Genomic DNA, 24,348 nt, shown 5'->3' with positions numbered 1-24,348 from the left:
TCGCTAGCCTGAATTAATGCTGACGCTGACGCATCAGATCGATAAAGTGATCGAACAGCTCGGCCGCATCGTGTGGCCCCGGGCTTGCTTCTGGATGGCCCTGAAAACTAAAGGCTGGCTTGTCGGTACGGTGAATGCCTTGCAAGCTGCCATCAAACAAGGACTTGTGGGTAGCACGCAAGTTGGCCGGTAAGCCATCTTCTTCCACCGCAAAGCCATGGTTTTGTGCCGTGATCATCACTCTATTGTTGTCGAGGTTTTGCACCGGATGATTGCCGCCATGGTGACCAAATTTCATTTTGGTCGTCTGGGCACCACTGGCCAGTGCCAGCAATTGGTGACCAAGGCAGATCCCAAAGATAGGCAGATCGGTCGCTAACAATTGCTGGATAGCAGTAATGGCGTAGTCGCACGGAGCCGGGTCACCAGGACCATTGGAGAGGAAGATACCGTCCGGATTCAGTGCTAACACATCGCTGGCAGAAGTTTGCGCCGGCACCACCGTCAGCTTGCAGCCACGGTCGACCAACATCCGCAAAATATTGCGCTTCACACCATAATCATAAGCAACCACATGAAAAGGGGTTTCTGCCGGGCTGACAAAACCTTTGCCCAGCTGCCAACTGCCCTCGGTCCAGCTATAGGGCTCGGTCACTGTGACTTCTTTGGCCAAATCCATGCCTTTTAAGCCGGGAAAAGATTTCGCCTGCGCCAGCGCTTTACCGGCATCCAGCTCAGTACCTGCCATTAAGCAGCCATTTAAGGCGCCTTTCTCACGGAGGATCCGGGTCAATTTACGGGTGTCGATATCAGCAATGCCGAGGATGCCGCGTTGTTTTAAGTAGTCGGAGAGCGAAGCCTGATTACGGAAGTTGCTGGCCAGCAGTGGAAGGTCTCGAATGATCAGGCCTTTGGCCCAGATCCGGCTGGATTCTTCATCTTCATCATTGGTGCCGGTATTGCCAATGTGCGGGTTGGTCAGGGTGACCATTTGTTCAGCATAGGAGGGGTCGGTTAAGATCTCCTGATACCCGGTCATCGAGGTATTGAATACCACCTCTCCGACTGAAACTCCTTCGGCACCGATGGCCGTACCATGAAATACAGTGCCATCTTCTAAAACCAGCAAGGCAGACGTCGTCAAAATAACCTCCAAACAGCAAAAAACGGGCTTAAACCTGCTCGTTCAACACCCGTTTTTAATCCAAAGCAACTATCCCCAATTTGCCCAGGCAAATTCTCGGTATTTTATGCCAACTTAGCTAAAACGTCTAATGCTTTTTTGAAGTTCGTAGGAAATCATCCCTTTTGCATTTTTTTTTCCACTAAAGTGCAAAAGTCTAGTTCAAATCGGTCAATCCAAGCACTTGTTGCATGGAATAAAGTCCCGGCTGTTTGTTTTGCAACCAGAGGGCAGCCCTGATAGCACCTTGTGCGAAGGTAGTACGACTGCTTGCTTTGTGAGTTATTTCTAATCTTTCGCCTAAATCAGCAAAGAGAGCGGTATGATCGCCAATTATGTCGCCACCACGCACCGTGGCAAAACCTATGGTATTTTGCGAACGCTCACCGGTCATGCCCTCACGGCCATAGACAGCGCAGTCGGCTAAATCTCGTCCAAGCGTTTTGGCAATACTGGCGCCAATCGCCATGGCTGTGCCGGACGGTGCATCTTTCTTAAACCGATGATGCGCTTCGATGATTTCGATATCGGCCGTCTGGCCCATCACTTTGGCCGCCGTTTGCACCAGGTGTAGCAAGAGATTGACCCCCACGCTCATATTGGGTGCCCAGACAATCGGGATCTGTGCGCTGGCTTGTTGCACCCGCTGATACTGCGCATCGGTCAGGCCGGTCACACCAATCACCATGGCTTTTTTGGCAGCCACCGCCAAATCCAAATGCGCCAGCATCGGCTCTGGCATGGTGAAATCCACCCACACATCGGCCTCAGCCAAAGCGCTCGCCGAAGTAGCCTGCAAAGGGACATTTAATGTGCCACAAGCGGCCACTTCACCGGCATCCAGACCCAGCCAGTTGGAACCAGCCCGCACTATGGCTGCACCCAGTGTCAGTTGTTGCTCGTGACAAACCTGTACCAGCGCTCTTCCCATCCGGCCATTGGCACCAAAGACTCCGATTCTGGACATAATGGTATTCCTTAAAACGACAATGGCCGGTATTAGAACAAATCAGCGCTCTGGATGTCCAGAACTTGTTGGTTGCTAGAGCGCCTGCTGCAAAATACGCCGGGATACCTCCGGCGTAATATCGCCATGCTCGCCCAGTTTTACCATCTTATGCTGCACCAGGCGATCCACCATGGCATCGATAGCACCGGCATCGATGCCATAATCCGCTAACCGGGTCGGTACACCCATTTGCTCGAAGAAAGCCCGGGTATGACTGATCGCTTCGTCAATCAGGCGTTCTTCATCCTGATGAACCAGCTGCCAGACCCGCTGACCATATTGCAGCAGCTTCTCCCGCTTTTGCTGGCGTTGCTGCTGCAGCAAAGCTGGCAGCACTATGGCCAGGGTTTGCGCATGATCAAGACCATGCAGCGCTGTGATTTCATGGCCTATCATATGGGTGGCCCAATCCTGCGGCACCCCCACCCCAATCAAACCATTCAGCGCCATGGTTGCTGCCCACATGACATTGGCACGTACCGCATAATCTTCCGGCCGCTCCAGAGCCTGCGGCCCTTGTTCAATCAGAGTTTGCAGCAAGCCTTCAGCAAAACGGTCCTGCACCGGCGCGTTCGCCGGGTACGTCAGGTATTGCTCCATCACATGGACAAAGGCATCAACCACACCATTGGCAACCTGGCGGGGTGGCAAACTAAAGGTGGTGGTCGGATCTAAGATGGCAAATTGTGGGTAGACCAAGGGGCTGGAAAAGGCCATTTTCTCCTGAGTGCTGTAACGGGTGACCACTGAATTGCCATTGCTCTCCGAGCCGGTTGCCGGTAAGGTTAATACACACCCCAAAGGAATGGCTGCCTTGACTTTGGCCTTGCCACAGAGCAGATCCCAGGCATCGCCCTGATAACAAGCTGCAGCAGCAATAAACTTACTGCCATCGATCACGCTACCGCCGCCAACCGCCAGGATAAAATCCAGTTGTTCGCTTTTCAGCAAGGCTGTTGCTTTTAACAAGGTATCAAAGGATGGATTGGGTTCAATGCCGGCGAACTCAAGGCACACTTTGCCCTCAAGGGCTGCCACTACTTGATCATAGACCCCGTTCTGCTTGATGGAGCCACCACCATAGGTCAGTAACACCTTGGCTCCATCCGGGATAAGGGCAGCCAACTCAGCGATTGTCCGCTCACCGAATACGATGCGGGTAGGATTATGAAAGGTAAAATTTTGCATAAAGACTCCTGAACAAGTTGGCTGATTGATACGTAGCAAAACAGTAACGGTATCATTTTTCCCGGCATATCCGCTGAATTTGCCTGCAGACTGCTGCTGTTTTGTGCAATACAGCATTTTCGCCATACCCTGTTACAAAAAGACGGTAGGGCTTCAGGGCAAAGCTTAGTATAGTACTATGAACCTAGTTGCAATTTAAGGAAATCAAGATGTTGGCACTGGTCTGGCTTATCATCGCCATTGCATTTGGCATCGTGGAGCTGATGACGGGCACCTTCGTTATTTTGGCTATTTCGATGGGTGCATTTTCCGCCGCTATCAGCAGTTGGCTGTTTGCACTTAGTTTTACCCAATCGCTGTTTGTGTTTGCATTTGGCTGCATCATGTTTCTTCCCCTGTCGCTGTGGCTACGAAGAAAAGGGCTGGGAACCTCCAAAGCGGTCAATATGGCAGAGCCTGGTTACCAACAAAGCGTGGTGTTAGAGCTGCATGGCGATAAACTGGTGGCAAAAATGGGTGGCAGTTTTTACCCGGTAAAAGCAGAGTCGACCAACCAGGATACCAGCTGGCTGCAGCCAGGTCAGGAAGTCAAGGTCTGCCGTATTGATGGCATTACCTTGCTGGTTGCACCCAAAGACGAATTATCATCAACCTAAGGAGTTAAAAATGGATTTAGCCTTAATTTTATTACTCGGGGTGGCAGGCTTTGCCATCATCTTAATCCTCAACAACATCTTTATCGTGCGAAACAGTGAGTGCATGGTGATTGAACGGCTCGGTACCTACAACCGGACCCTGCAATCCGGCATTCAGATCACGGTGCCTTTTATTGAAAAGCCGCGCCCAATTATCATGTTACGTAATTTGAAATTCGTTGAGACCCCCCGGATTGATTTGCGTGAAGCCGTACTGGACTTTCCCGGCCAGAGCGTCATCACCAAGGACAACGTCACAGTCACCATCAATGGCGTGCTGTATTTCCGGATCCTGGATCCGGTAAGAGCGGTGTACGAGGTTGAAAACATTATCCAGGCGGTCGAAGTGCTGGCTAAAACCTCACTGCGGGCAGAAATCGGCCGGATGGAACTGGACTCTATTTTCGAGTCGCGTGAAGAAATCAACGAGCGGCTGCGTCTGGTGCTGGATGATGCCGGTAATGGCTGGGGCATCAAAGTCGTACGGGTAGAGCTGCTGGATATTGCCCCACCGGTCGACGTGGAAGAAGCGATGCGTAAGCAAATGACCGCCGAACGGCAACGACGCGCCACCGTGACCGAAGCAGAAGGTGAAAAGCAAGCCGCCATAGCCCGGGCTCAGGGTGAGCGGGAAGCGGCCATTTTAAGTGCCCAGGGTGAAAAAGAAGCGGCTATTTTACGTGCTCAGGGCCAGCGTAAAGCCATTGAGGAAGTATTATCCTCCGGTGATGGCCAGCTGAGCTCGGATACGGTTATTGGCTACTTGCTTGGTCGTGAATACCTGCAGACCTTGCCAAATATTGCTAAAGAAGGCGATCGTATCTTCCTGCCGATTGAAACCAGCAATGTGCTTGGCTCCGTCGGGGCCATTCAGGAATTGCTCAGCGGTAAAAAGTTCTAACGGTTTCACCTTTCACCTAAGAAAACGGGCCGTATCGCGGCCCGTTTTTTTGCTTCGAGCTTATGCCCGGCGACGCAGACGTATCAGCATCAAACCAGAAACCAGCAGTAGCAGGGTAGCAGGCGCCGGTACCTGGAAGTTCACGGTTTGACCAGAAGCCAGTAACAGACTTGCCTCACGCCCTAAGACAGAGTGTGCTGCCGTGGTAGGATGGATCTCGTCCCAAAATACATAGGTATGGGCATTGGCACAGCTGACCTCAGAAGCAATTCCAAAGACTCTTCGGATAGAGCGGCATTCTCCGGTTGTATTTGCAAAACCTTCTGAAGCAGGATCAGCCAGTATTCTGTCAAAGATACCAAATACATCCAGCATGAAAATATCGATCTGGTATTGATTTGCCAGTCCAATCAACATGAGTTGCAACGCCTGATTCCATAATGTACTGACTTCAGTACCTGAGAAACTGTTCGCACCAGTTCGAAATTCCGGAATACTTCCCAAATCAGGTAAGTTTGGTACCAGTAACGTAGTGGCACCACCCAGGATCATTTCAGTCAGCATGGTCTGAAAATTTCCCATAATGGAGGTAATCATCATTAAGGGCGCAGAGCTTCCCACCAGATCACGCATATCATTTCCGCCGGCCCAGACTACGTAAAGCGCAGCCGGATCCATCACCGCACCGCCAAAACGACTTTGATAGTTATCCCATTGCCAGAGTAGGCCAGCAGAAAAGCCAGTGTCATTATTTACCCGGGCACCACCATGAGCAAAGTTGTTTCCACCACCGCGTGAGTGTGAGGTACTAAGACCAAGATCATCGGCCAAAAACTCATGCCAAAGATCGCCATTGGAAAAACGCCCATTCGGCCCATAACCAGCCTCAGCCGCAATAGGTCCCAAACTGCCAAACGGCACTGCAGCGCGAGTGTTACCGGTATCGGATAAACTATCACCAAAAATATACATATCCGAGAACATCGGTGCGGCAAGTGCAGGCGTTGCCAATAAGGTAAAGACCAGCACGGTGAAAAAGGTTTGAAGCCTTATGAGTTGTTGCTTAAAGATTTTTATTGTCATCGTTATCTACCCTGTTTGTTGTTTTTATTCAGGCGTTAAACACGCCTTCGAAGATTTCATCGCAATAATCGTGCCTATTTTTCAAACAAAGGTCTCGTCGACTTATCGGAGGTCTTATCAGCTGGGCGCTTGCTGCATTGTAAAATTATCCGACACAACCTGAATGTACGCCATGCATGCACAAAGCAAGCAATCAGCACTGATCAGAGCAGTCAGTAGCGAAAAAAGCATTGAATACACAAAGAAAATACCGTAAAGGATAGTGACAGACAGATTTATTACAGATTGACAGGACGTCTGGACATCTATATAGTCAGCGCGATTTGATCACTGGTCGGAGATGATGCATGCCAGAACATTTGATGGTTACCCCTCGCCAGTATGGCGCCCTGGCTTTTTTGCCACTGGCCAGTTTTGTGCTGCTGTTTTTAGGCGCTGGGCTTTATTACCAAAGTCTGGGGGTGGATTATGCATTTTACCAGCTGCCAGCTCACATTGCCGTACTGCCCGCATTGGTTATTGCCATGTTGCTGCATCGCACTTCGATGCAACAGGCGGTTGAAACCCTGATCCGCGGTGCAGGCCAAAATACTATTTTAACCATGTGCCTGATTTACCTGCTGGCCGGTGCTTTTTCCAGTGTGGCGGTGGCTACTGGCGGTGTTGATGCCGTGGTGAACGCCGGCCTGAGCCTGGTGCCACCTTCGCTGCTGGTCCCGGGTTTGTTTCTGATTGCTGCCTTAATCGCTTTGGCGATGGGTACTTCCATGGGTACCATCGGCGCTTTAGCTCCTATTGCCGTAGTACTGGCCGAGCAAACTGGCTTATCACCGGTGCTGCTGGCGGGCGCCTTGCTGGGTGGCGCTATGTTTGGCGATAACCTGTCGATTATTTCCGATACTACCATCGCCTCTACCCGCACCCAGGGTGCGCGGATGAAAGATAAATTCCGCGAAAACCTGAAGCTGGCCCTGCCAGCAGCTGCTGTGGTGCTGTTTGGTTACATCTGGTTTGGCAGTGTGCCAGCCGAGATCAACCCGCAAGCCTTTAGCTGGAGCGCTGTGCTGCCCTACGCCGCCATCCTGGTATTGGCTGTGGCGGGCTTGAATGTCTTTGCAGTGCTGAGTCTTGGCATTGTCCTGGCGGCGCTACAAGGTGCATTCTTTGGCGACTACCCGCTCGGGAGTCTGGGACAGGACATGGCCAGTGGCTTTGCCTCGATGCAGGAGATTTTCTTACTGTCGATGTTTATTGGTGGTCTGGGCGAGTTTATCAAGCAGCAGGGTGGCCTGGGCTGGCTGTCATCGCGGCTCAGTGCTTTCTTTGATAAGGTGAAGATGCGGGCCGAGCGCAGTGGTCAGCTCGGTATTGCCAGTTTGGTGTTTGGTACCAACCTTTGCGTCGCCAACAACACCGTCGCCATTGTGATTAGCGGTGATATCAGTCGTAAACTGGCAGAAAACCATGGTATCACGCCAAAACGCAGCGCCAGCTTGCTGGATATTTTTGCCTGCATTAGCCAGGGCCTGCTGCCTTATGGTGCTCAGGCCCTGCTGCTGGCTGCCAGTTTTGGCTTGAGCCCCTGGCAGGTAGTGAGTGCCAGTTTTTACTGCATGGCCCTGGCAGTAGTGGCCTTGCTTTGGTTGCTGTTAAAACCAATCACAGCATCCAGCCCTGACTTACAACAGTAAACAGGCAGAGTATTACAGCGGACCCGGGCTGCCACAATTGGGCAGGTTGCCCTGAGCCCGGCGCTGCTGGTAAGTCGCTAGCGCTTGCGGCATCCGTTGTTGCAGCGCCCGGATACGGTTTTCTGGTACCGGGTGACTGGACAACAGTTCCGGGCTACGCTGACCACCACTGGCGGCGGCCATATTACGCCATAAATCGACCGCCTGCTCTGGGTTAAAGCCTGCCTGCGCCATCAGATCCAGCCCGATAATATCGGCTTCACTTTCATGCTCGCGGCTAAAAGGCAGCAACAAACCGACCTGAGAGCCTAAGCCAAGGCCGGCCATCATCTCCTGCTGAAAACGGACATTAGCAGCACGGGTCGCCGCATCGGTCAGAGCCAGTCCGGTTTGCACCAGTTGACTGCGCGATAACCGCTCATTTGCGTGCCCTGCCATCACATGGCCAATTTCATGGCCCATCACCGCCGCCAATTGATGTTGATTCTCGGCGACTTTCAGCAAGCCCGTGTAGACACCAATTTTACCCCCAGGCAGCGCAAAAGCATTGACCTGATCATCGGCAAACACCACCACTTCCCACTCGTTGCCCATGTATTGCTCTGGCGTCACTTTCAGCAAAGCATCGGCAATGCACTGCACATAGCGCTGCGTTTGACGGTTGTCTGAGATGGTCAGCTCTTCTTTCATCGCCTCAAAGGTTTGCGCCCCCATGCCACTGAGCTGACTTTCGTTAAACAGCATAATTTGCCGGCGGCCGGTCGGTGACTGAGCACAAGCCGCTAAAATCAATACCGCCACGATGGCGGTCAGGAAGAACTTACGCATATGGATATCCCTGTAATAAATCACTGCTTTTATTGTATCTGAGGCTGGCAGGAACACCAACGATAAAAAAAACCGCAGCACTTTGGCTGCGGTCTGGGGCTGCGGTTTTATTTAAACGATTAACGGAGCTGGTGCTAACTGGTCAAATCATCAAAAAACTTTTTCACGCCATCGAAAAAGCCTTTGGACTTAGGCCTGTGCTTGGCTTCGCTGTCACCCGCCATGGTCGCATCCAGTTGACGCAACAGCTCTTTTTGCTGCTCGCTCAGATTGACCGGGGTTTCAATCACCACCTTGCATACCAGGTCGCCAACACCGCCACCACGCACCGACTGCACGCCTTTGCCGCGTAAACGGAACATCTTCTCGGTTTGAGTCTCAGCCGGGATTTTCAGCTTGACCCGGCCATCCAGGGTCGGCACGGCGATTTCGCCACCGAGCGCCGCCGTCGCAAAGCTAATCGGCACATCGCAGTACAGGTTGTTGCCATCACGCACAAAGATGGGATGTTCTTTGACATGCACCTGCACATACAGATCGCCTGCCGGTGCACCATGCATGCCCGCTTCGCCTTCGCCACTTAAACGAATACGATCGCCGGTGTCAACACCGGCCGGAATTTTGACCGACAGGGTTTTGGTTTTCTCAACCCGGCCTTCGCCATGACATTTGCTGCATGGGTCCGGGATAATTTTACCGCGGCCATGACAGGTCGGGCAAGTTTGCTGTACGGCAAAAAAGCCCTGCCGCATCGTGACCTGACCGGCGCCATGACAGGTTGGGCAGGTCTTGGCTGATGTGCCTTTTTTGGCACCACTGCCATCGCAGCTGTCGCAAGTTACCCAGGTCGGCACCTTGATATCGACCGATTTGCCACGAACAGCATCTTCCAGGCTCAGTTCCAGGTTGTAGCGCAGATCGGAGCCACGCTGCGCCCGCGACTGACCGCGACGGCCACCGCCACCGAAAATATCGCCAAACACATCGCCGAAGATATCGCCAAAGTCGGCATTGCCACCAAAGCCACCGGCACCACGGCTTGGATCCACGCCGTCGTGACCATAGCGATCGTAGGCCGCACGCTTTTGCTCATCCGTCAGAACTTCATGGGCTTCCTGGATTTCCTTGAATTTCACTTCAAGATCCTTGTCGCCTTTGGTTCTGTCCGGGTGATACTTCATCGCCAGACGTTTGTAGGCCTTCTTGATGTCTTTGACATCGGCGCCTTTCTCGACGCCCAGTACTTCATAATAGTCACGCTTTGACATAGATACGGGCTAACTTATGTAAGTGGGCTGCGCCAGAGCGCAGCCCGGGTGGAACATTACTTGTCGTCTTTGACTTCTTCGAACTCAGCATCGACCACGTCGTCGGCTGCACCAGCATCTGTAGCACCGGCATCACCACCTTGCTGAGCTTTTTGCTGCGCCGCTTCCATCAGTTTCTGCGCTGCCTGCATCAGAGCTTCGGACTTGGCTTCAATATCCGCCTTGTCGTTGCCTTTGATGGCCGTTTCCAGCTCGCTGATCGCCGCTTCAATGGCTTCCTTATCGTTGGTTGCCAAATCGCTGCCGGCTTCTTCCAGCTGCTTGCGGGTACCGTGCACCAATGCATCAGCCTGGTTACGGGTTTGCACCAGCTCTTCAAATTTTTTATCTTCCTCGGCATGGGCTTCGGCATCGCGCACCATGGCCTGGATTTCGTCATCGCTTAGACCAGAAGACGACTTGATGGTGATCTTCTGCTCTTTGCCGGTGTCTTTGTCTTTGGCCGACACATGCAGGATACCATCCGCATCCAGATCGAAGGTGACTTCAATTTGCGGCTCGCCACGACGACCGGCACGGATGCCTTCCAGGTTAAACTGCCCTAGCGACTTGTTGTCGGCTGAGCGCTTACGCTCGCCCTGCAGCACATGAATCGTTACTGCCGACTGATTGTCTTCTGCCGTGGAAAACACCTGCGACTTCTTAGTCGGAATGGTGGTGTTTTTCTCAATCAGGCTGGTCATCACACCGCCCATGGTTTCAATACCCAGTGACAGTGGGGTAACGTCCAGCAGCAGCACGTCTTTGACATCGCCTGACAACACAGCGCCCTGCACCGCAGCACCCACCGCAACAGCTTCATCAGGGTTGACATCTTTGCGTGGCTCTTTGCCGAAGAATTCGGTCACCGCCTGCTGCACTTTTGGCATCCGGGTTTGACCACCGACCAGAATGATTTCGTCGATGTCACCGACACTCAAGTCCGCATCGTTCAGCGCTACTTTCAAAGGATCCAGCGTGCGCTTGATCAAGTCTTCTACCAGCGATTCCAGCTTGGCGCGGGTGACCTTGATGTTCAGGTGCTTAGGACCAGAAGCATCGGCCGTGATGTACGGCAGGTTCACTTCAGTCTGAGAGGCAGAAGACAGCTCAATTTTCGCTTTCTCGGCCGACTCTTTTAAGCGCTGCATCGCCAGTGGGTCATTGCGCAGATCAATGCCCTGTTCTTTTTTGAACTCATCCACCAGATAGTTGATCAAGCGGTTGTCGAAGTCTTCACCACCTAAGTGAGTGTCCCCATTGGTGGCCAGTACTTCAAAAGTTTGCTCGCCATCGACATCGTCGATTTCGATGATGGAAATATCAAAGGTACCACCACCTAAGTCATAGACCGCGATTTTGGCGTCACCTTTCTTTTTGTCCATGCCATACGCCAGTGCTGCTGCCGTTGGCTCGTTGATGATCCGTTTTACATCAAGGCCTGCAATACGGCCGGCATCTTTGGTGGCCTGACGCTGGGCATCATTAAAGTAAGCAGGGACAGTAATAACGGCTTCGGTCACCGCTTCGCCCAAGAAATCCTCGGCGGTTTTCTTCATCTTTTTCAGCACTTCAGCAGAAATCTGCGGCGCTGCCATTTTTTTGCCTTTGACTTCCACCCAGGCATCGCCATTGTCGGCTTTGACAATTTTGAATGGCATGATGTTGACATCGCGCTGCACTTCTTCGTCTTCAAAACGACGACCAATCAGACGCTTGATAGCAAATAAAGTGTTTTGCGGGTTGGTGACCGCCTGACGCTTGGCTGGCTGACCGACCAAAGTCTCACCATCATCGGTGTACGCGATGATGGAAGGCGTAGTGCGGGTGCCTTCGGCATTTTCAATCACGCGTGGTTTGTCGCCGTCTAATACAGCAACACAAGAGTTGGTTGTACCCAAGTCGATACCAATAATTCTACCCATAACGGCTCTCCAAATCTAATTCAGAACAGATAATTTCGTGTTAGCAACTTAATGGGGATTGCCCTTACAGGATTCAAGGATACTGATTTAAATTTTTTCGGCAGCCTTAAGGCGCTCAGCCAGCAGATACACCAGATGACGGTACTCAATGCCGCTGTGCTGGCTTAAACCGATTTCACAGGTGCGGCTGGAAGACACCCCCTGGCAACAGCCCTGTACCTGCTGACGCAGCCCGTGCAGCGCAGAAGCATTGAGTTCAGGCAGCAACAAGCCCTTATCGCCGGCAAAACCACAGCAGTGAATGCCCAGCGGTTGCACCGGCTGGCGGCTGCAGGCCTGTACCAGGGCGTTGAGTTTATCCTGTTGTTTTAGTCGTGCGGCGCTGCAGGTCAGATGCAGTGCCACCGGCTCCTGCTGCGGTGTAAGTGATAACTTTGGCAACACCTTGTCGTGCAAAAAGTCGATGCTGTCCCACAGCGGCAAATCCGCCGGCAGCTGTTGTTGTAAGGTCAGGCTGCAGGGGCTGGTATCGCAATAAATTGCGAGTTCACCGTCATTGCTGGCTGCTCTGAGCGCCGCTGCCACCTCGGTGGCTTTTTGCTGGGCCAGCTTCAGCTGCCCCTTGGATTGAAACGCCATGCCGCAGCACAGCGCCTCGATGCCTTCCGGGTAAACCAGCCGGTAACCGGCTTTGGCCAGTACCGCGGCAGTGACTTCCTGTAAGGAGCGCTGATCGCGGTCTCCGGCAGCCGGCCCCATCACCCGGCTGCCACAAGCGGCGAAATACACTACAGGTGTCAGCTGCTCATCAGCCACCGAATTCGCTTTGTTGCGAGGGACGCCTGGCATCGCCGGATACCATAGCGGTAAGCGTTTTCCTGATAACCGGTGCAAAGCATTACTGAGCCGTTGCATCACAGCAGCACCGAGCACAGCGCGGCCACTTTGCTGCAGCCGAAGCCCAATGCGAGCCAGCCGGCTCACCCCGGCAAAATGGTTGGCAGCCAATCTGGCCAGCTTGCTGGGCTTTGCGGCCTGGCTGCGCAGCTGATTGGTCAGATCGCCGGTATTGATGCCCACCGGGCAAGCGCTTTCACAAAAGCCACAGGCGGTACAAGTTTGATCGCCCTGGTACTGATAGTCATCACGCAACAGTGCAAGACGCGGGCTTGTTGGCTCTTCACGGCTAAGCCGCTTGATTTCGCGCTGCACCACGATGCGCTGACGCGGTGTCAGGGTCAGCGCATTGGATGGGCAGACCGGCTCACAAAAGCCGCACTCGATGCAGCGATCGACCAAAGGATCAGCTTCCGGTAAAGGTTTCAAATGTTTCAGATGGATCTCTGGGTCCAGGCTTAACACCACATCGGGGTTTAAAATGCCTTGTGGGTCCAGCAAATGCTTGATCTGCCACATCAACTGGTAGGCGTCCTCACCCCATTCCAACGCGACAAAAGGTGCCATATTGCGGCCGGTACCATGTTCGGCTTTCAGCGAGCCACCACAGCGCACCGCCACCAGCTCGGCGACATCGCGCATAAAGGCTTCGTAGCGCGCCACTTCCTCAGGACTATCAAAGCGCTGGGTAAAGACAAAATGCAGATTGCCCTCGAGCGCATGGCCAAAAATAATGGCCTCGTGGTACTGATAACGCTCAAACAGCTGCAGCAATTGCTGCACCCCTTCGGCCAGGAGCTCCAACGGAAAAGTGACATCCTCGATAATGACGGTGCTGCCAACCGGCCGTACCGCCCCGACCGCCGGAAAAGTGCCTTTGCGAATAGCCCACAGCTGCTGATAGACCTTAGGATCGGTGCTAAAGTCGACCTGCTGCTCCAGCGCAAAAGGACTGAGTGCCTGCCGGATGTCGGTCAGTTGCTGCTCGAGCACATCGGCCTGCTCAGCACGGCTTTCAATCAATAAGGCACAGGCATGGTCTGAGAGCCCTGCGACCCAGGCCGGCATGCCAGCTTGTTGCTCCACCGCACGCAGGCTGCGCCGATCGAGCAATTCCACCGCGGAGACTGCTTGTTGTTTCAGTACAGTCACGGCCTGACAACAGCTTTGCACATCCCAAAACACCAACAAAGCCGTGGCTTTATGCGGGTAATCAGGCACGGTACTCAGGGTGACCGAGCTGATAAAGCCCAGGGTGCCTTCGGAGCCGACCATTAGATGGCTGAGCATATCGATGGGATCGTCAAAATCCAGCAGCGCATTGAGCGACAAACCAGTGGTATTTTTCAGCCGGTATTTGTGACGAATTTTAGAAGCCAGTGCCTGGTTGGCACGGGCACTGGCGGACAATTGCTTTAACTGTTGCAGCAATGCTGCTTGTTGCTGCCGAAAGTTAGCGACCGATGCGCTGTCGGCCGTATCCAACACAGTACCATCAGCCAGCACCAGCCGCATCGCGGCCAGGGTCTGGTAACTGTTCTGGGTGGTGCCACAGCACATACCGCTGGCATTGTTGGCCACAATACCACCGACTTTGCAGGCATTGATCGAGGCCGGATCCGGGCCGATTTTACGGGCCAGTGGTGCCAGCAACTGGTTGGCATGGCTGCCAATCACGCCGGGTTGCAACCGGATGGCCTTGCCATCTGCCAGTACCTCACGCTGTTGCCAGTTGCGTCCAAGCAGCAGCAACACCGAGTCGGTAATGGCCTGGCCGGATAAACTGGTACCGGCCGCCCGAAAAGTCACCGCAACTTTCAGCCGGCTGGCATGCTGCAGTATAGCCACCACCTCCGACTCCGATTCCACCTTAATGACCAACTGTGGGATCAAACGATAAAAGCTGGCATCGGTGCCATAGGCCAGAGTACGCAGCGGTTCATCAATCAACCGCTCGGATGGGATCAGCGCTTGTACAGCGTACAAAAAATCAGCAGGAAGTGGCATGGTCAGTCCGCCTTAACGACATGGGTACGACTCCAGGCTGTTATAAGTACCAGATTTTGCGGGACATCGCCATGCCATCTATCGGGGGGAGCAAGCAGCATCCCCCGTCACGGATGATTAAAACAAAAAGTCGGTCGAGACAAAGTGCGAGCTGCGTTGCTGCACCATGGCTTTGATCAGCTCAATATCTGCCGGTTGGTACTTGGCAGCCACCACGGTCGGGGTGGAAAATTGCCGCAGCGCATCCACCACAGAGAGCGTGCCTTCGGCCGAGTCTTTACGACCATTGAACGGAAAACTGTCTGGTCCACGCTGACACTGGCTGTTGATATTGATGCGACCCACCTGATTGCTAAACAGATCCACCAGCTCTCCCAGTTGGACAGGATCCTGACCAAACAGGCTCAATTGCTGACCAAAATTGGAGTGAATCACATAATCAATCGCCTGCTGCACATCCTGATACGGTACCACCGGAATCAAGGGGCCAAACTGCTCTTCATGATACAGCCGCATCTTGGCATTGACCGGATACAAAATCGCAGGCCGAAACAAAGAACCCATACGTTCGCCGCCGTCGGCATTGCAAACCCTTGCACCCTTTGCGGTCGCATCGTCCAGCAACGCCCGAAGAAAGTCGGTTTTGCCAGGCTCTGGCAACGGAGTAATTTTCACACCCGACTGCCAGGGCATGCCCAGGGGCAATTGCTCAACCGCTGTGGTCAGCGCCGCCAAAAACTCATCGACCCGGCTTTGATGCACAAACAAAATTTTTAATGCGGTGCAGCGCTGGCCATTAAACGACAAAGTACCGGCCACGCATTCTGCCACGGTGCGGTTAAGATCAGCATCCGGTAGCACGATGGCCGGATTTTTAGCATCCAGCCCCAGCACAGCACGCAGTCGGTGCGGTTTGGGGTGCATTTTTTTCAGATCACTGGCCCCTTTGTTGGTGCCAATAAAAGCGAAGAGGTCAATCTTGCCACTTTCCATCAAAACACCGACCGTATCGCGACCCCGGCCATAAATCACGTTGATCACCCCGGCAGGGAAGCTGTCGCGAAAGGCCTGCAGCAATGGCTCTATCAACAAGACACCGTACTTGGCCGGCTTAAAGATCACGGTATTGCCCATAATCAGCGCCGGGATCAAGGTAGTAAAGGTTTCATTCAATGGGTAATTGAAGGGCCCCATGCACAAGGCAACCCCCACCGGCACCCGGCGAATTTTGCCTAAGGTCCCCTCTTCAATCACAAAGTGGCTGGCCGCTCTGTCCTGCTGTTTCAGCGCCACTATGGTATCGCGGATGTAATCGCAGGTGCGGTCAAATTCTTTGGCAGCATCTGGGTAGGTTTTGCCGATTTCCCACATCAGCAGTTGGATCACCTGATCGCGTTTTTGCTGCATCTGTGTCAGAAACTGCTCGACATGCTGAATGCGTTCCAGTACCGGCATGCGTGGCCAGACACCGCGCCCTAAGTCGTAGGCTGCCACCGCTGCATCCAACGCTTGCAGCGCTGTGTCGGCATCCAGCAGTGGCGTATAGCCGAGCAACAACGGTTGTAATGCCTCGCCCTCGTCGTGCTGCACTCGTTGCTGGACAGGACTATACACCGGGCTAAGCTCACCGGGCCATGTCAGCAACTCACCGTTGAGCAAATAGTCCCGCTGGGTCAGCGGATGCTGTGCCGGACAATCGGCCGGCAGCTCGGCTGCCGTTGGAAAAAAGCGTACTAAACTCATGTTGGACTCCTTCGTTTGCAGGGTTGCCTGAGGAGTGGCCTGGTTGTTGTTGTCCGGTCGTCCGGATCTTGCTTTATTAACTGATAAAAGTGGATGGGCGATGGCGTGACCAAAAGCGCTGAAAATGCTCTTTATTGACGATAGCGCCGGTATGCTCCACCACAAAAGCTGCCAGCCTGGCGGCGTATTTCACTGCATCTTCCGGCGCGACACCGGCCAGCCGGGCCGCCAGATAGCCTCCATTAAAAGAATCACCTGCCGCAGTGGTATCCACCACTTTTTTCACCTGATGCGCCGGCGCAGCAAAGCCTTCATCCAGATAAGTCCCGACCACGCCATTTTTGCCATCTTTCACAATAATCTCAGCCACATCCAGTTGCTGTAAAAATGCCTGCACCTCGACCACCGTGCTGTGCTCAAACAGCACCTTGTGATCGTCCAGCCCCGGCATGGCAATGTCAGCCAGCTGATAAGCCTCGGTAAAGGCTGCCCGGCACGCGTCCTGGCTGCTCCAAAGCGCTGGCCGGTAGTTCGGATCAAACACCACCTGGCTGCCATGGGCTTTTAGCTGGTGAATCAGGTCGAACAAAGCCCGCCGATCGGCATCGGATAAAATGGCCAGGCTGATGCCGGAGAAATAAAACATGTCCGCTCCCAGCAACTGCTCCACAGAGGACTGGCTGGCAAAGCACTGCATGACCTGACGGGCCGCTGAGGTTTCACGCCAGTAGACAAAACTGCGCTCACCATAGGCATCGGTGTTGATCATGTACAGGCCTGGCCGGGCACCTTTGGCTCTAAGCATCAGCTGAGTATCCAGCTTCTCACGCTTGACCGCCCGCACCAGTTTATCGCTGATCAAATCGGTGCCGACCGCGGTAAAAAACTGCACGTCGACCGGCTGTTCACAGCTGCGCTTCAGATACACAGCAGTATTAAACACATCACCGGCAAAGGACTGATGGTAGACATTCTCAACCAACTGATACATTTCCACCATGCACTCGCCCATCATCACCATGCGTTTTTTCATCCATTGCTCCTTAAGCCGCTGCCTTTTGTTGATTGGCGAGCTCGGTCGCCTGCTGTGCCAGTGCCGTGATCTGCGACCAGGCCTGGGCTTTCACCAGCGTAACAGGCGTTAGCCAGGAACCGCCAGCCACAAATACATTCGGCAATGCCAGAAAGTCTGCCACATTGTGCTGGCTGATGCCGCCGGTCGGACAGAAGCGCACCTGCTGAAACACGCCACGCAGGGCTTTTAGCATCTCGATACCGCCAGACAAGTGCGCCGGAAAAAATTTCACTTCATGGATACCCGCTTCCAGTGCCATCGCAATTTCGGAGGGCGTCGCCACCCCGGGAGCCAGCGGCAGACCAGTTGCCAGCATGGCATCCAACAGCGCCGGCGTACTGGCCGGGCTCACCAGAAATTCGGCACCGGCCGCTTTAGCGGCCAGGGCATCCCCGGCTGACAAAATGGTACCAGCGCCAACCAGCAGCTCAGGTAAGGCATCGCGGATGGCGGTAATGGCAGCCAATGCCTGGCGGGTACGCAGTACTACTTCAACCGAGCCAATACCGCCTTGCTGCAAAGCAGCGGCAATCTGTACTGCCTCGTCCGGACTATCGGCCTGAATAATGGGTAATAAAGCCGGTCCACGCAGTAGGGGAGATAATGCAGCCATCAGGCAACTCCTGTGTAATGCGACAAGGCACTGACCACCCCGTCAGTTAAATGCTGATACGCTTCGGTCAAAGCCTCGACAAAACGTGGTTCGGTAGCTAAATCGCGGCCAAAGACAGCGCTCAGGCGCAAAAATCGCGCCACATCGGCGGTCGCATCGCCGGTGCAACTGGCAGCGACCGCCAGCAGTTGTTCGGCCAAAGGATCGACCAGAGGCACTGTGCTTTGCTGACGCAGACAGATAAAACGACACCAGGCCGCCACTGCCAGCGCCAGGTAGCGAATGGAGCTGCCACTGGCCAGGTTGTCGCGCACTGCCGGCAGCAACCGCATCGGCAGCTTTTGCGAGCCATCCCAGGCAATTTGCGCCAGCAAATGACGAATGGCCGGATTTTGGAAGCGCTGAAGAATATCGGCGCTGTACTGACCGGCATCGAGCTCCGCTGGTGCGCGAAAGGATGGCATCAGATCCTCAGCAATCATCCGTTTGATCAGCGCAACCAGAGTGTCATCCTGCATCGCATCGGATACTGTTTCGTAGCCCAGCAAACACCCCAGGTAAGCCAGCGTAGAGTGCGGTGCGTTCAACAAGCGCAACTTGGCTTTTTCAAAAGCACTGACATCAGCAGCAAAAATCACACCGGCACTTTGCCAGTCGGGCCGCTCTGCGGGTAGATCGTCTTCAATCACCCACTGCAAAAAGGACTCACGCTTAATCGGCCAGGCATCGGCCAGACCAAGCTCATTGGCGACCTGCTGCCGCAGGGCATCGTCAGTAGCGGGAGTGATGCTATCCACCATGGTGCAAGGGCTTTTCATGCTCTGCAACCAACTGGCAAATACCGGATCCCACTCTTGGGCAAAACGGATCAAGGCCCGCTTTAATTTATGACCATTGTCGGTCAGATTGTCGCAACTGATCGCACAAAAAGGCGCTTCCCCGGCCTGATACCTGGCTTGCAGTGCAGTGACCAGTAAGCCAATGGCAGTGATAGGTTGGGTCTGACGCTTCAGATCCTGACGGATCTCCGGGTGCTGCAGATCCAGCTCGCCGGCGGCATTCAGACAATAGCCTTTTTCAGTAATGGTCAAAGTGACAAAACGGGTTTCGGCAGCGCTTAGCTGCGCCAGAACCTCGGCATACTGCTCTGCCGCCACCAGCACCTTTTGCACGGCCCCAATGACCTGATAGCGGATCTCGCTATCCAGCTCCACCAGGGTATAGAGCCCATCTTGCGGGTTCAGCGCTTTAGCCACCTCGCCCGAGCGCATCGATACCGCACAAATACCCCAGTCACCGCCTTGTTTTAGAGCCTGCTCGGTGTACCAGGCCTGATGGCCACGAAAAAAAGCACCAGGCCCTAAATGCACCATGCCGATGCCTGGCTGCCGGGCTTGCAGCCGGTAGTCAGGCAAGGTCACCTTGCCTTGCAAACTGCTGAGCGTCTGATTGGATAATGGCTGCATAACGTTGTCTTGTCCCATGTTGTGGTACTGCCCTTTACGCCAGTTGATAGGCTTTTTTCACCAGACCATAGGTCAGATCGTAGGCGACCTGCATGGCCTCTTCTTCCGTCAACCGGTGCTCAGCGACCAACGAGGCCAGAAAGCGGCAGTCAATACGACGCGCCACATCGTGCCGGGCCGGGATCGACAAAAATGCCCGGGTATCATCGTTAAAGCCAACGGTGTTGTAAAAACCAGCCGTTTCCGTAACCTGATGACGAAAACGCAGCATGCCCTCCGGGCTGTCGTGGAACCACCAGGCCGGGCCCAGCTTTAATGCCGGATAATGGCCTGCTAATGGCGCCAGCTCACGGGCATAGGTGGTCTCATCCAGCGTAAACAGAATAATGGTCAAACCCGCTTCGTTGCCATACTTTTGCAGCAGCGGCTTCAGGTTGCTGACAAACTCCGTCGGGCTGGGTATATCGGCGCCCTTATCCGGACCGAAGCGCTCAAAAATAATGGTATTGTGATTGCGGTGAGCGCCCGGGTGAATTTGCATCGTCATACCATCTTCCAGGCTCATACCAGCCATTTCGGTCAGCATCTGGCCGCGAAACAGTTCGGTTTCAGCCGGGTTGGCTTCACCAGCCAGGCAGCGCTGGAATAAGGCCGCCGCTTCATCGGCAGGTAAATCAGCGGTGATAGCCGTTGGGTGGCCATGATCGGTCGCAGTGGCACCGTGCTGTCGGAAAAATGCCCGCCGCTTACGCAATGCCGCCAGATACCCCGGCCAGCTGCGGGTATCTTCACCGGTCAGTTCGCCAAGTTTGGCAATATTGGCAGCAAAGTCGGCTCTGTCGGCATCTACCACATCATCGGGACGGAAGGTGGTGATCACCCGCTGCTCATAGCCACTGCCTTTCAGCTTGGCATGATGGCGTAAATCGTTTAATGCGCCTTCTGTGGTGGCTATCAGTTCAATGTTAAAACGATCGAGCAAGGCCCGCGGCGCAAACTCTGGTTTCACCAGCTGCGCATTGATGCTGTCGTAATAGTGATCCGCCGTATCGGCTGATAAGGTTTCTGTCAGGCCAAACACATCATGAAACACGCTGTCGAGCCAGATGCGCGATGGCGTACCACGAAACAGATAATAGTGACTGGCAAAAATCCGGAAGATTTTGCGGTAATCCTGCTCCACCACCACCCCATCGCGACGACGTATACCCAGCGACTCCAACGAGATCCCCTGGCTATAGAGCATGCGAAAGACGTAATGATCCGGCAGCAGCAGCAAACTGGTGGCATTGTCAAAGTTGGTATTATCACCAAACCAGCGCGGATCCGTATGACCGTGTGGGCTGACAATTGGTAAACCCTTAATGTGCTGATACAAGCGCTGCGCAATGGCCCTTATGGTCGGATCCGATGGGAACAAACGATCCGGATGCAGGGTTAAAGTACTGTTCACGGATATCCTGCTGCTAGCTGATGTCATAGTGCATTCCTATCTTGTCGACTGTGAGCCGTGCTCACCAGGTTATTCATTCTGTCCGGCTAACCACCTGACAGGAGTTTCGTTGTGTCGCCTTTGTCTGCTCTCATCAGAGCGTGACGCCATTTTTCCAGATCGCAATTTCCCGGTTGTCGGTCTCTTCATTGCGGGTTTGCCGGCCAGAAGCAACCTCGAGCAGATAGCGGAAAAAGGCATGGCTAAACTCGGTGGCATCCTGGCCTTGTCGCAAGAGGCCACCGGCATCAAAGTCAATCCACTGTGGTTTACGGGCCGCCAAGGACGAATTGGACGAGATTTTCACCGTGGGCGCCGGAAATCCAAGCGGTGTGCCACGTCCGGTGGTAAACAGCAGCAAGGTAGCCCCGGCGGCGGTTAAAGCGGTTGAAGACACCGCATCGTTGCCAGGCCCTTCCAGCAAGGTAAGGCCTGCCTTGCTGGCCGTTTTGCCATAGCGGATCACCTGCTGCACCGCAGCACTGCCGCCTTTTTGAATGGCTCCGAGTGATTTTTCTTCCAGCGTGGTCAGGCCGCCCTCTTTGTTGCCAGGGCTTGGGTTTTCATACACGGGTTGCTGGTTGTCGATAAAGTACTGTTTAAAGTCATTGACCAGCTGCACCAGATCATCAAACACCTGCTGGTTGCTGGCTCTGGCCATAAACACCTGCTCAGCACCAAACATTTCCGGTGTCTCCGTCAGCACCACCTTGCCATTCGCGGCCGCCAGCAAGTCGGCAATGCGCCCGACCAGAGCATTGGCCGTGAGGCCACTTAAACCGTCTGAGCCACCGCATTTCATGCCCATCACCAGATCGGAAACCGGGCAGGCCGTGCGCTGATCCTGGCTCATCTGCTGCAGCAGTTCGCCGACAGCGGCCAGGCCCTGCTCAATTTCATCTTCCACTTGTTGCGCATTAAAAGCGCGGATGCGGCTGGCATCGATGTCCGGGCTCGACTTCAGCAAAGTGGCCAGTTGGTTGTTTTCACAGCCCAGGCCCAGTACCAGTACGGCACCGGCATTGGGGTGCTGAATTAAACCAGCCAACAGTTCGCGGGTGTTGCTGAGATCATCGCCCAGTTGTGAACAACCAAAGGGATGAGTAAAGGCATGAATGCCATCAATCGACGATTGTGCCAGTAAATCGGCAAACTCTTTACGGGCCAGCTCTGCAATGCGGCTGGCAGCACGATTGACACAACCAACGGTATTGATGATCCAAAGCTCATTGCGGGTTCCCACCTTACCATTGGCACGGCGATAGCCCTGAAACTCGGTGGGCAGCCCCGCCGGGTACTCTGGCTGGCGGGCTTCACAGCCCTGGTAGCGGTACTGCTGCTGACCACTTAACAGCGTGGTTAAGTTGTGCGAATGCACCTGCTCACCGGCCTGGATGGCACAGCTGGCGGCACCGATGGCAAAACCGTACTTGATCACCGGCTGGCCTTTGGCAATGGCTTGCAAGGCCACTTTGTGACCGGCCGGAATGGCCTGGCTGGCTGTCAAATGAGCAAAAGGCTCCGGCAAGGCCGCACCTGCCGGCAATGGCTGTAAGGCCACCAGCACATTGTCGCGAGGATGCACCTGCAGTACCTGCAACTGCGCTTCCAGCCCATCGGCGCTGCCGGGCGTTGTCGTCAAACGAATATTGCAGCCTGCTTGTTGCTCTGTACTCATGATGTTACCTGTTGCGTTATTCAGCCAAAGTTTTTGCAAACGTTATTTGCCAGCGGTGGCATTTTCCGCCGCCAAAGCTCAGGGCAGCGCAAATGGCTTGCCATTGACCGTGACATCGTAGTGCTCAATGCCGGCGACATTATCCAGTAGTCCCAATGACTCTACCTGCTTAAAGTGGACATGGTGCAAGGTGACGCCGCTGATCGGAGCCCGCTCAAAGCCGCGCAGCTCAAAGGCCCGCTGCGCTTTGGCGACCCGTAAATTACTGATATGCAGGTTGCGCACCTCAGGCATAAAATCACCGGCATCCCCCTCTTCGTAGAAGAAGTTGATCACAATCGCATCCTGCACTTCACCGATATCAATATCGCGGATGTAGATGTTTTCAATCAGGCCACCGCGCACCGAGTTGGTTTTAATACGGATACCGCGCTTTAAATCCGGGCTGCTCATGCGGCAACGGCGGGCAAAAATATTGCTGGCACCACCGGAGATTTCACTGCCCATCACCACACCACCATGGCCAGAGCGCATCATGCAGTCCTGGATCACGACATTTTGTATCGGGGTGGCCAGCCGACGGCCGTCATTGTTGCGGCCTGATTTCAGCGCAATGCAGTCATCGCCGGTGTCGAACAAGCAATCTTCAATCAACACCCGGTTGCTGGACTCAGGATTGCAGCCATCGGAGTTCGGCCCATGGCTGATGCAATTGACAGAGCGCACCACCACATCTTCCGAGAGCACCGGATTAATCAGCCAAAAGGGTGAGTTACGTATGGTGACCCCTTCAATCAGTACCCGCTTGCAGCGATAAGGCTGAATAAAAGGTGGCCGTAAAAAGTCATTGTCCATCTGCCGCTCAGCAACAGGTACGCCCTGCTCGGCCATCTGGAAAATAGGGGTACGGGTTTGCACCTGATCGACCGAGGCGTCGTATTCCCAGTTGCGTCGCTCCCAAACCCCTTTCCACGGCCACCAGTTGGTCGCACTGCCATTGCCTTCTAATATGCCGTCACCGGTTACAGCAATGTTTTCCTGCTCAAAGGCATAGATCAGCGGCGAATAGCCAATCAGCTCAACGCCTTCCCAACGGGTGAATACTTTCGGTAAATAGTGCTCTGCATCGGTATAAAACGACAGCACGGCATCGGTTTGCAGATGCAGGTTGACATTGGATTTCAGATGAATGGCCCCGGTCATAAAGCGGCCGGCCGGTACCAGTACCCGGCCACCACCAGCGGTGGCACAGGCAGCGATGGCAGCAGCAATGGGCTGGGTATTATCGGTGTGGCCATCGCCAACAGCACCAAAGTCCGTGATCGGAAAGTCTTGCGCCGGGAAAGACGTCGGGACAATGCTGGCGATGATGGCATCGGCTTGCTGCCACAAAGCTTCATCAGCGGCATCGCTGGCATCCTGCATCACGGCCGGGGCTGGGTTGCAACCAGTCAGAGACATCAGGCTCAGGCCGCCGGTCAATGCTCCCAGAGTTTTCAGGCTTTGGCGCTTCATCAAATCGGTCATGGTACTGTCCTATCCTGTTAGCTGTGTTGTGGCAGTACCC

At 54.2% G+C, this 24,348-nt stretch carries 18 protein-coding genes; 3 read left to right on the top strand and 15 right to left on the bottom strand.

The genetic code is table 11. The features are described 5' to 3' along the window. Positions 1-13: 13 nt before the first annotated feature. The 3 genes from carA to QWY20_RS02035 all read right to left on the bottom strand — a co-directional run bounded on the left by carA (position 14) and on the right by QWY20_RS02035 (position 3,380). On the bottom strand, positions 14-1,144 hold the full coding sequence (gene carA, locus QWY20_RS02045) for a glutamine-hydrolyzing carbamoyl-phosphate synthase small subunit (protein ID WP_330127373.1): 1,131 nt from the start codon (positions 1,142-1,144) through the stop codon (positions 14-16). Between the two features lie 196 nt (positions 1,145-1,340). After that, positions 1,341-2,150 (bottom strand): 4-hydroxy-tetrahydrodipicolinate reductase, encoded by an 810-nt coding sequence (gene dapB, locus QWY20_RS02040; protein WP_330127372.1) that lies wholly within the window; start codon positions 2,148-2,150, stop codon positions 1,341-1,343. A 75-nt stretch (positions 2,151-2,225) separates the two neighbouring features. After that, positions 2,226-3,380, bottom strand: coding sequence for an iron-containing alcohol dehydrogenase (locus QWY20_RS02035; RefSeq protein WP_330127371.1), 1,155 nt, complete (start codon positions 3,378-3,380; stop codon positions 2,226-2,228). Positions 3,381-3,589: 209 nt separating this feature from the next. Here QWY20_RS02035 and QWY20_RS02030 point away from each other — a divergent pair, with 209 nt between their 5' ends. Further along, entirely contained in the window at positions 3,590-4,036 is a 447-nt protein-coding gene (locus QWY20_RS02030) for an NfeD family protein (RefSeq protein ID WP_330127370.1), read from the top strand. A 10-nt stretch (positions 4,037-4,046) separates the two neighbouring features. Continuing rightward, positions 4,047-4,976 carry an SPFH domain-containing protein gene (locus QWY20_RS02025; RefSeq protein ID WP_330127369.1) on the top strand — a complete coding sequence of 310 codons (930 nt, stop codon included), beginning with the start codon at positions 4,047-4,049 and terminating at the stop codon, positions 4,974-4,976. Between the two features lie 60 nt (positions 4,977-5,036). Here the strand turns inward: QWY20_RS02025 and QWY20_RS02020 are convergent, their stop codons facing one another. Beyond that, positions 5,037-6,059 carry an SGNH/GDSL hydrolase family protein gene (locus QWY20_RS02020; RefSeq protein ID WP_330127368.1) on the bottom strand — a complete coding sequence of 341 codons (1,023 nt, stop codon included), beginning with the start codon at positions 6,057-6,059 and terminating at the stop codon, positions 5,037-5,039. Between the two features lie 347 nt (positions 6,060-6,406). Between QWY20_RS02020 and QWY20_RS02015 the strand changes: the two genes are divergently transcribed. Beyond that, positions 6,407-7,750, top strand: a complete 1,344-nt coding sequence (locus QWY20_RS02015; protein ID WP_330127367.1) for a Na+/H+ antiporter NhaC family protein — start codon at positions 6,407-6,409, stop codon at positions 7,748-7,750. A 12-nt stretch (positions 7,751-7,762) separates the two neighbouring features. Here QWY20_RS02015 and QWY20_RS02010 read toward each other — a convergent pair whose 3' ends face one another. The 11 genes from QWY20_RS02010 to QWY20_RS01960 all read right to left on the bottom strand — a co-directional run bounded on the left by QWY20_RS02010 (position 7,763) and on the right by QWY20_RS01960 (position 24,308). Continuing rightward, positions 7,763-8,578, bottom strand: coding sequence for a M48 family metallopeptidase (locus QWY20_RS02010; RefSeq protein ID WP_330127366.1), 816 nt, complete (start codon positions 8,576-8,578; stop codon positions 7,763-7,765). 134 nt (positions 8,579-8,712) lie between these two features. Beyond that, complete coding sequence (dnaJ, locus tag QWY20_RS02005) at positions 8,713-9,846, bottom strand: molecular chaperone DnaJ (protein ID WP_091344881.1); 1,134 nt, start codon at positions 9,844-9,846, stop codon at positions 8,713-8,715. Between the two features lie 56 nt (positions 9,847-9,902). Beyond that, positions 9,903-11,810 carry a molecular chaperone DnaK gene (gene dnaK, locus QWY20_RS02000; protein ID WP_330127365.1) on the bottom strand — a complete coding sequence of 636 codons (1,908 nt, stop codon included), beginning with the start codon at positions 11,808-11,810 and terminating at the stop codon, positions 9,903-9,905. Between the two features lie 87 nt (positions 11,811-11,897). Further along, on the bottom strand, positions 11,898-14,714 hold the full coding sequence (locus QWY20_RS01995; RefSeq protein ID WP_330127364.1) for an FAD-binding and (Fe-S)-binding domain-containing protein: 2,817 nt from the start codon (positions 14,712-14,714) through the stop codon (positions 11,898-11,900). A 117-nt stretch (positions 14,715-14,831) separates the two neighbouring features. Next, positions 14,832-16,457, bottom strand: a complete 1,626-nt coding sequence (locus QWY20_RS01990) for an NADP-dependent glyceraldehyde-3-phosphate dehydrogenase (RefSeq protein WP_330127363.1) — start codon at positions 16,455-16,457, stop codon at positions 14,832-14,834. 76 nt (positions 16,458-16,533) lie between these two features. Continuing rightward, a complete protein-coding gene (locus QWY20_RS01985; RefSeq protein ID WP_330127362.1) occupies positions 16,534-17,490 on the bottom strand; it encodes a sugar kinase in 957 nt (318 codons plus the stop codon). 10 nt (positions 17,491-17,500) lie between these two features. Then, positions 17,501-18,145, bottom strand: coding sequence for a bifunctional 4-hydroxy-2-oxoglutarate aldolase/2-dehydro-3-deoxy-phosphogluconate aldolase (gene eda, locus QWY20_RS01980; RefSeq protein WP_330086084.1), 645 nt, complete (start codon positions 18,143-18,145; stop codon positions 17,501-17,503). Beyond that, a complete protein-coding gene (locus QWY20_RS01975; protein WP_330127361.1) occupies positions 18,145-19,611 on the bottom strand; it encodes a mannitol dehydrogenase family protein in 1,467 nt (488 codons plus the stop codon). Before QWY20_RS01975 ends, eda begins: the two co-directional genes overlap by 1 nt. 34 nt (positions 19,612-19,645) lie before the next feature. Further along, the gene (gene uxaC, locus QWY20_RS01970) at positions 19,646-21,064 is read right to left on the bottom strand and encodes a glucuronate isomerase (protein ID WP_407935388.1); all 1,419 of its coding nucleotides are present in this window, start codon (positions 21,062-21,064) and stop codon (positions 19,646-19,648) included. A gap of 133 nt (positions 21,065-21,197) precedes the next feature. After that, entirely contained in the window at positions 21,198-22,781 is a 1,584-nt protein-coding gene (locus QWY20_RS01965) for a UxaA family hydrolase (protein WP_330127359.1), read from the bottom strand. Between the two features lie 78 nt (positions 22,782-22,859). After that, positions 22,860-24,308 carry a glycoside hydrolase family 28 protein gene (locus QWY20_RS01960; protein WP_330127358.1) on the bottom strand — a complete coding sequence of 483 codons (1,449 nt, stop codon included), beginning with the start codon at positions 24,306-24,308 and terminating at the stop codon, positions 22,860-22,862. Positions 24,309-24,348 lie beyond the last annotated feature (40 nt).

This window comes from Alkalimonas cellulosilytica (genome assembly GCF_036325985.1).
Lineage (GTDB): Bacteria > Pseudomonadota > Gammaproteobacteria > Enterobacterales > Alteromonadaceae > Alkalimonas > Alkalimonas cellulosilytica.
Note: the sequence above shows the minus strand (reverse complement) of the source record. Positions and strands in the feature narration are given on the sequence as shown.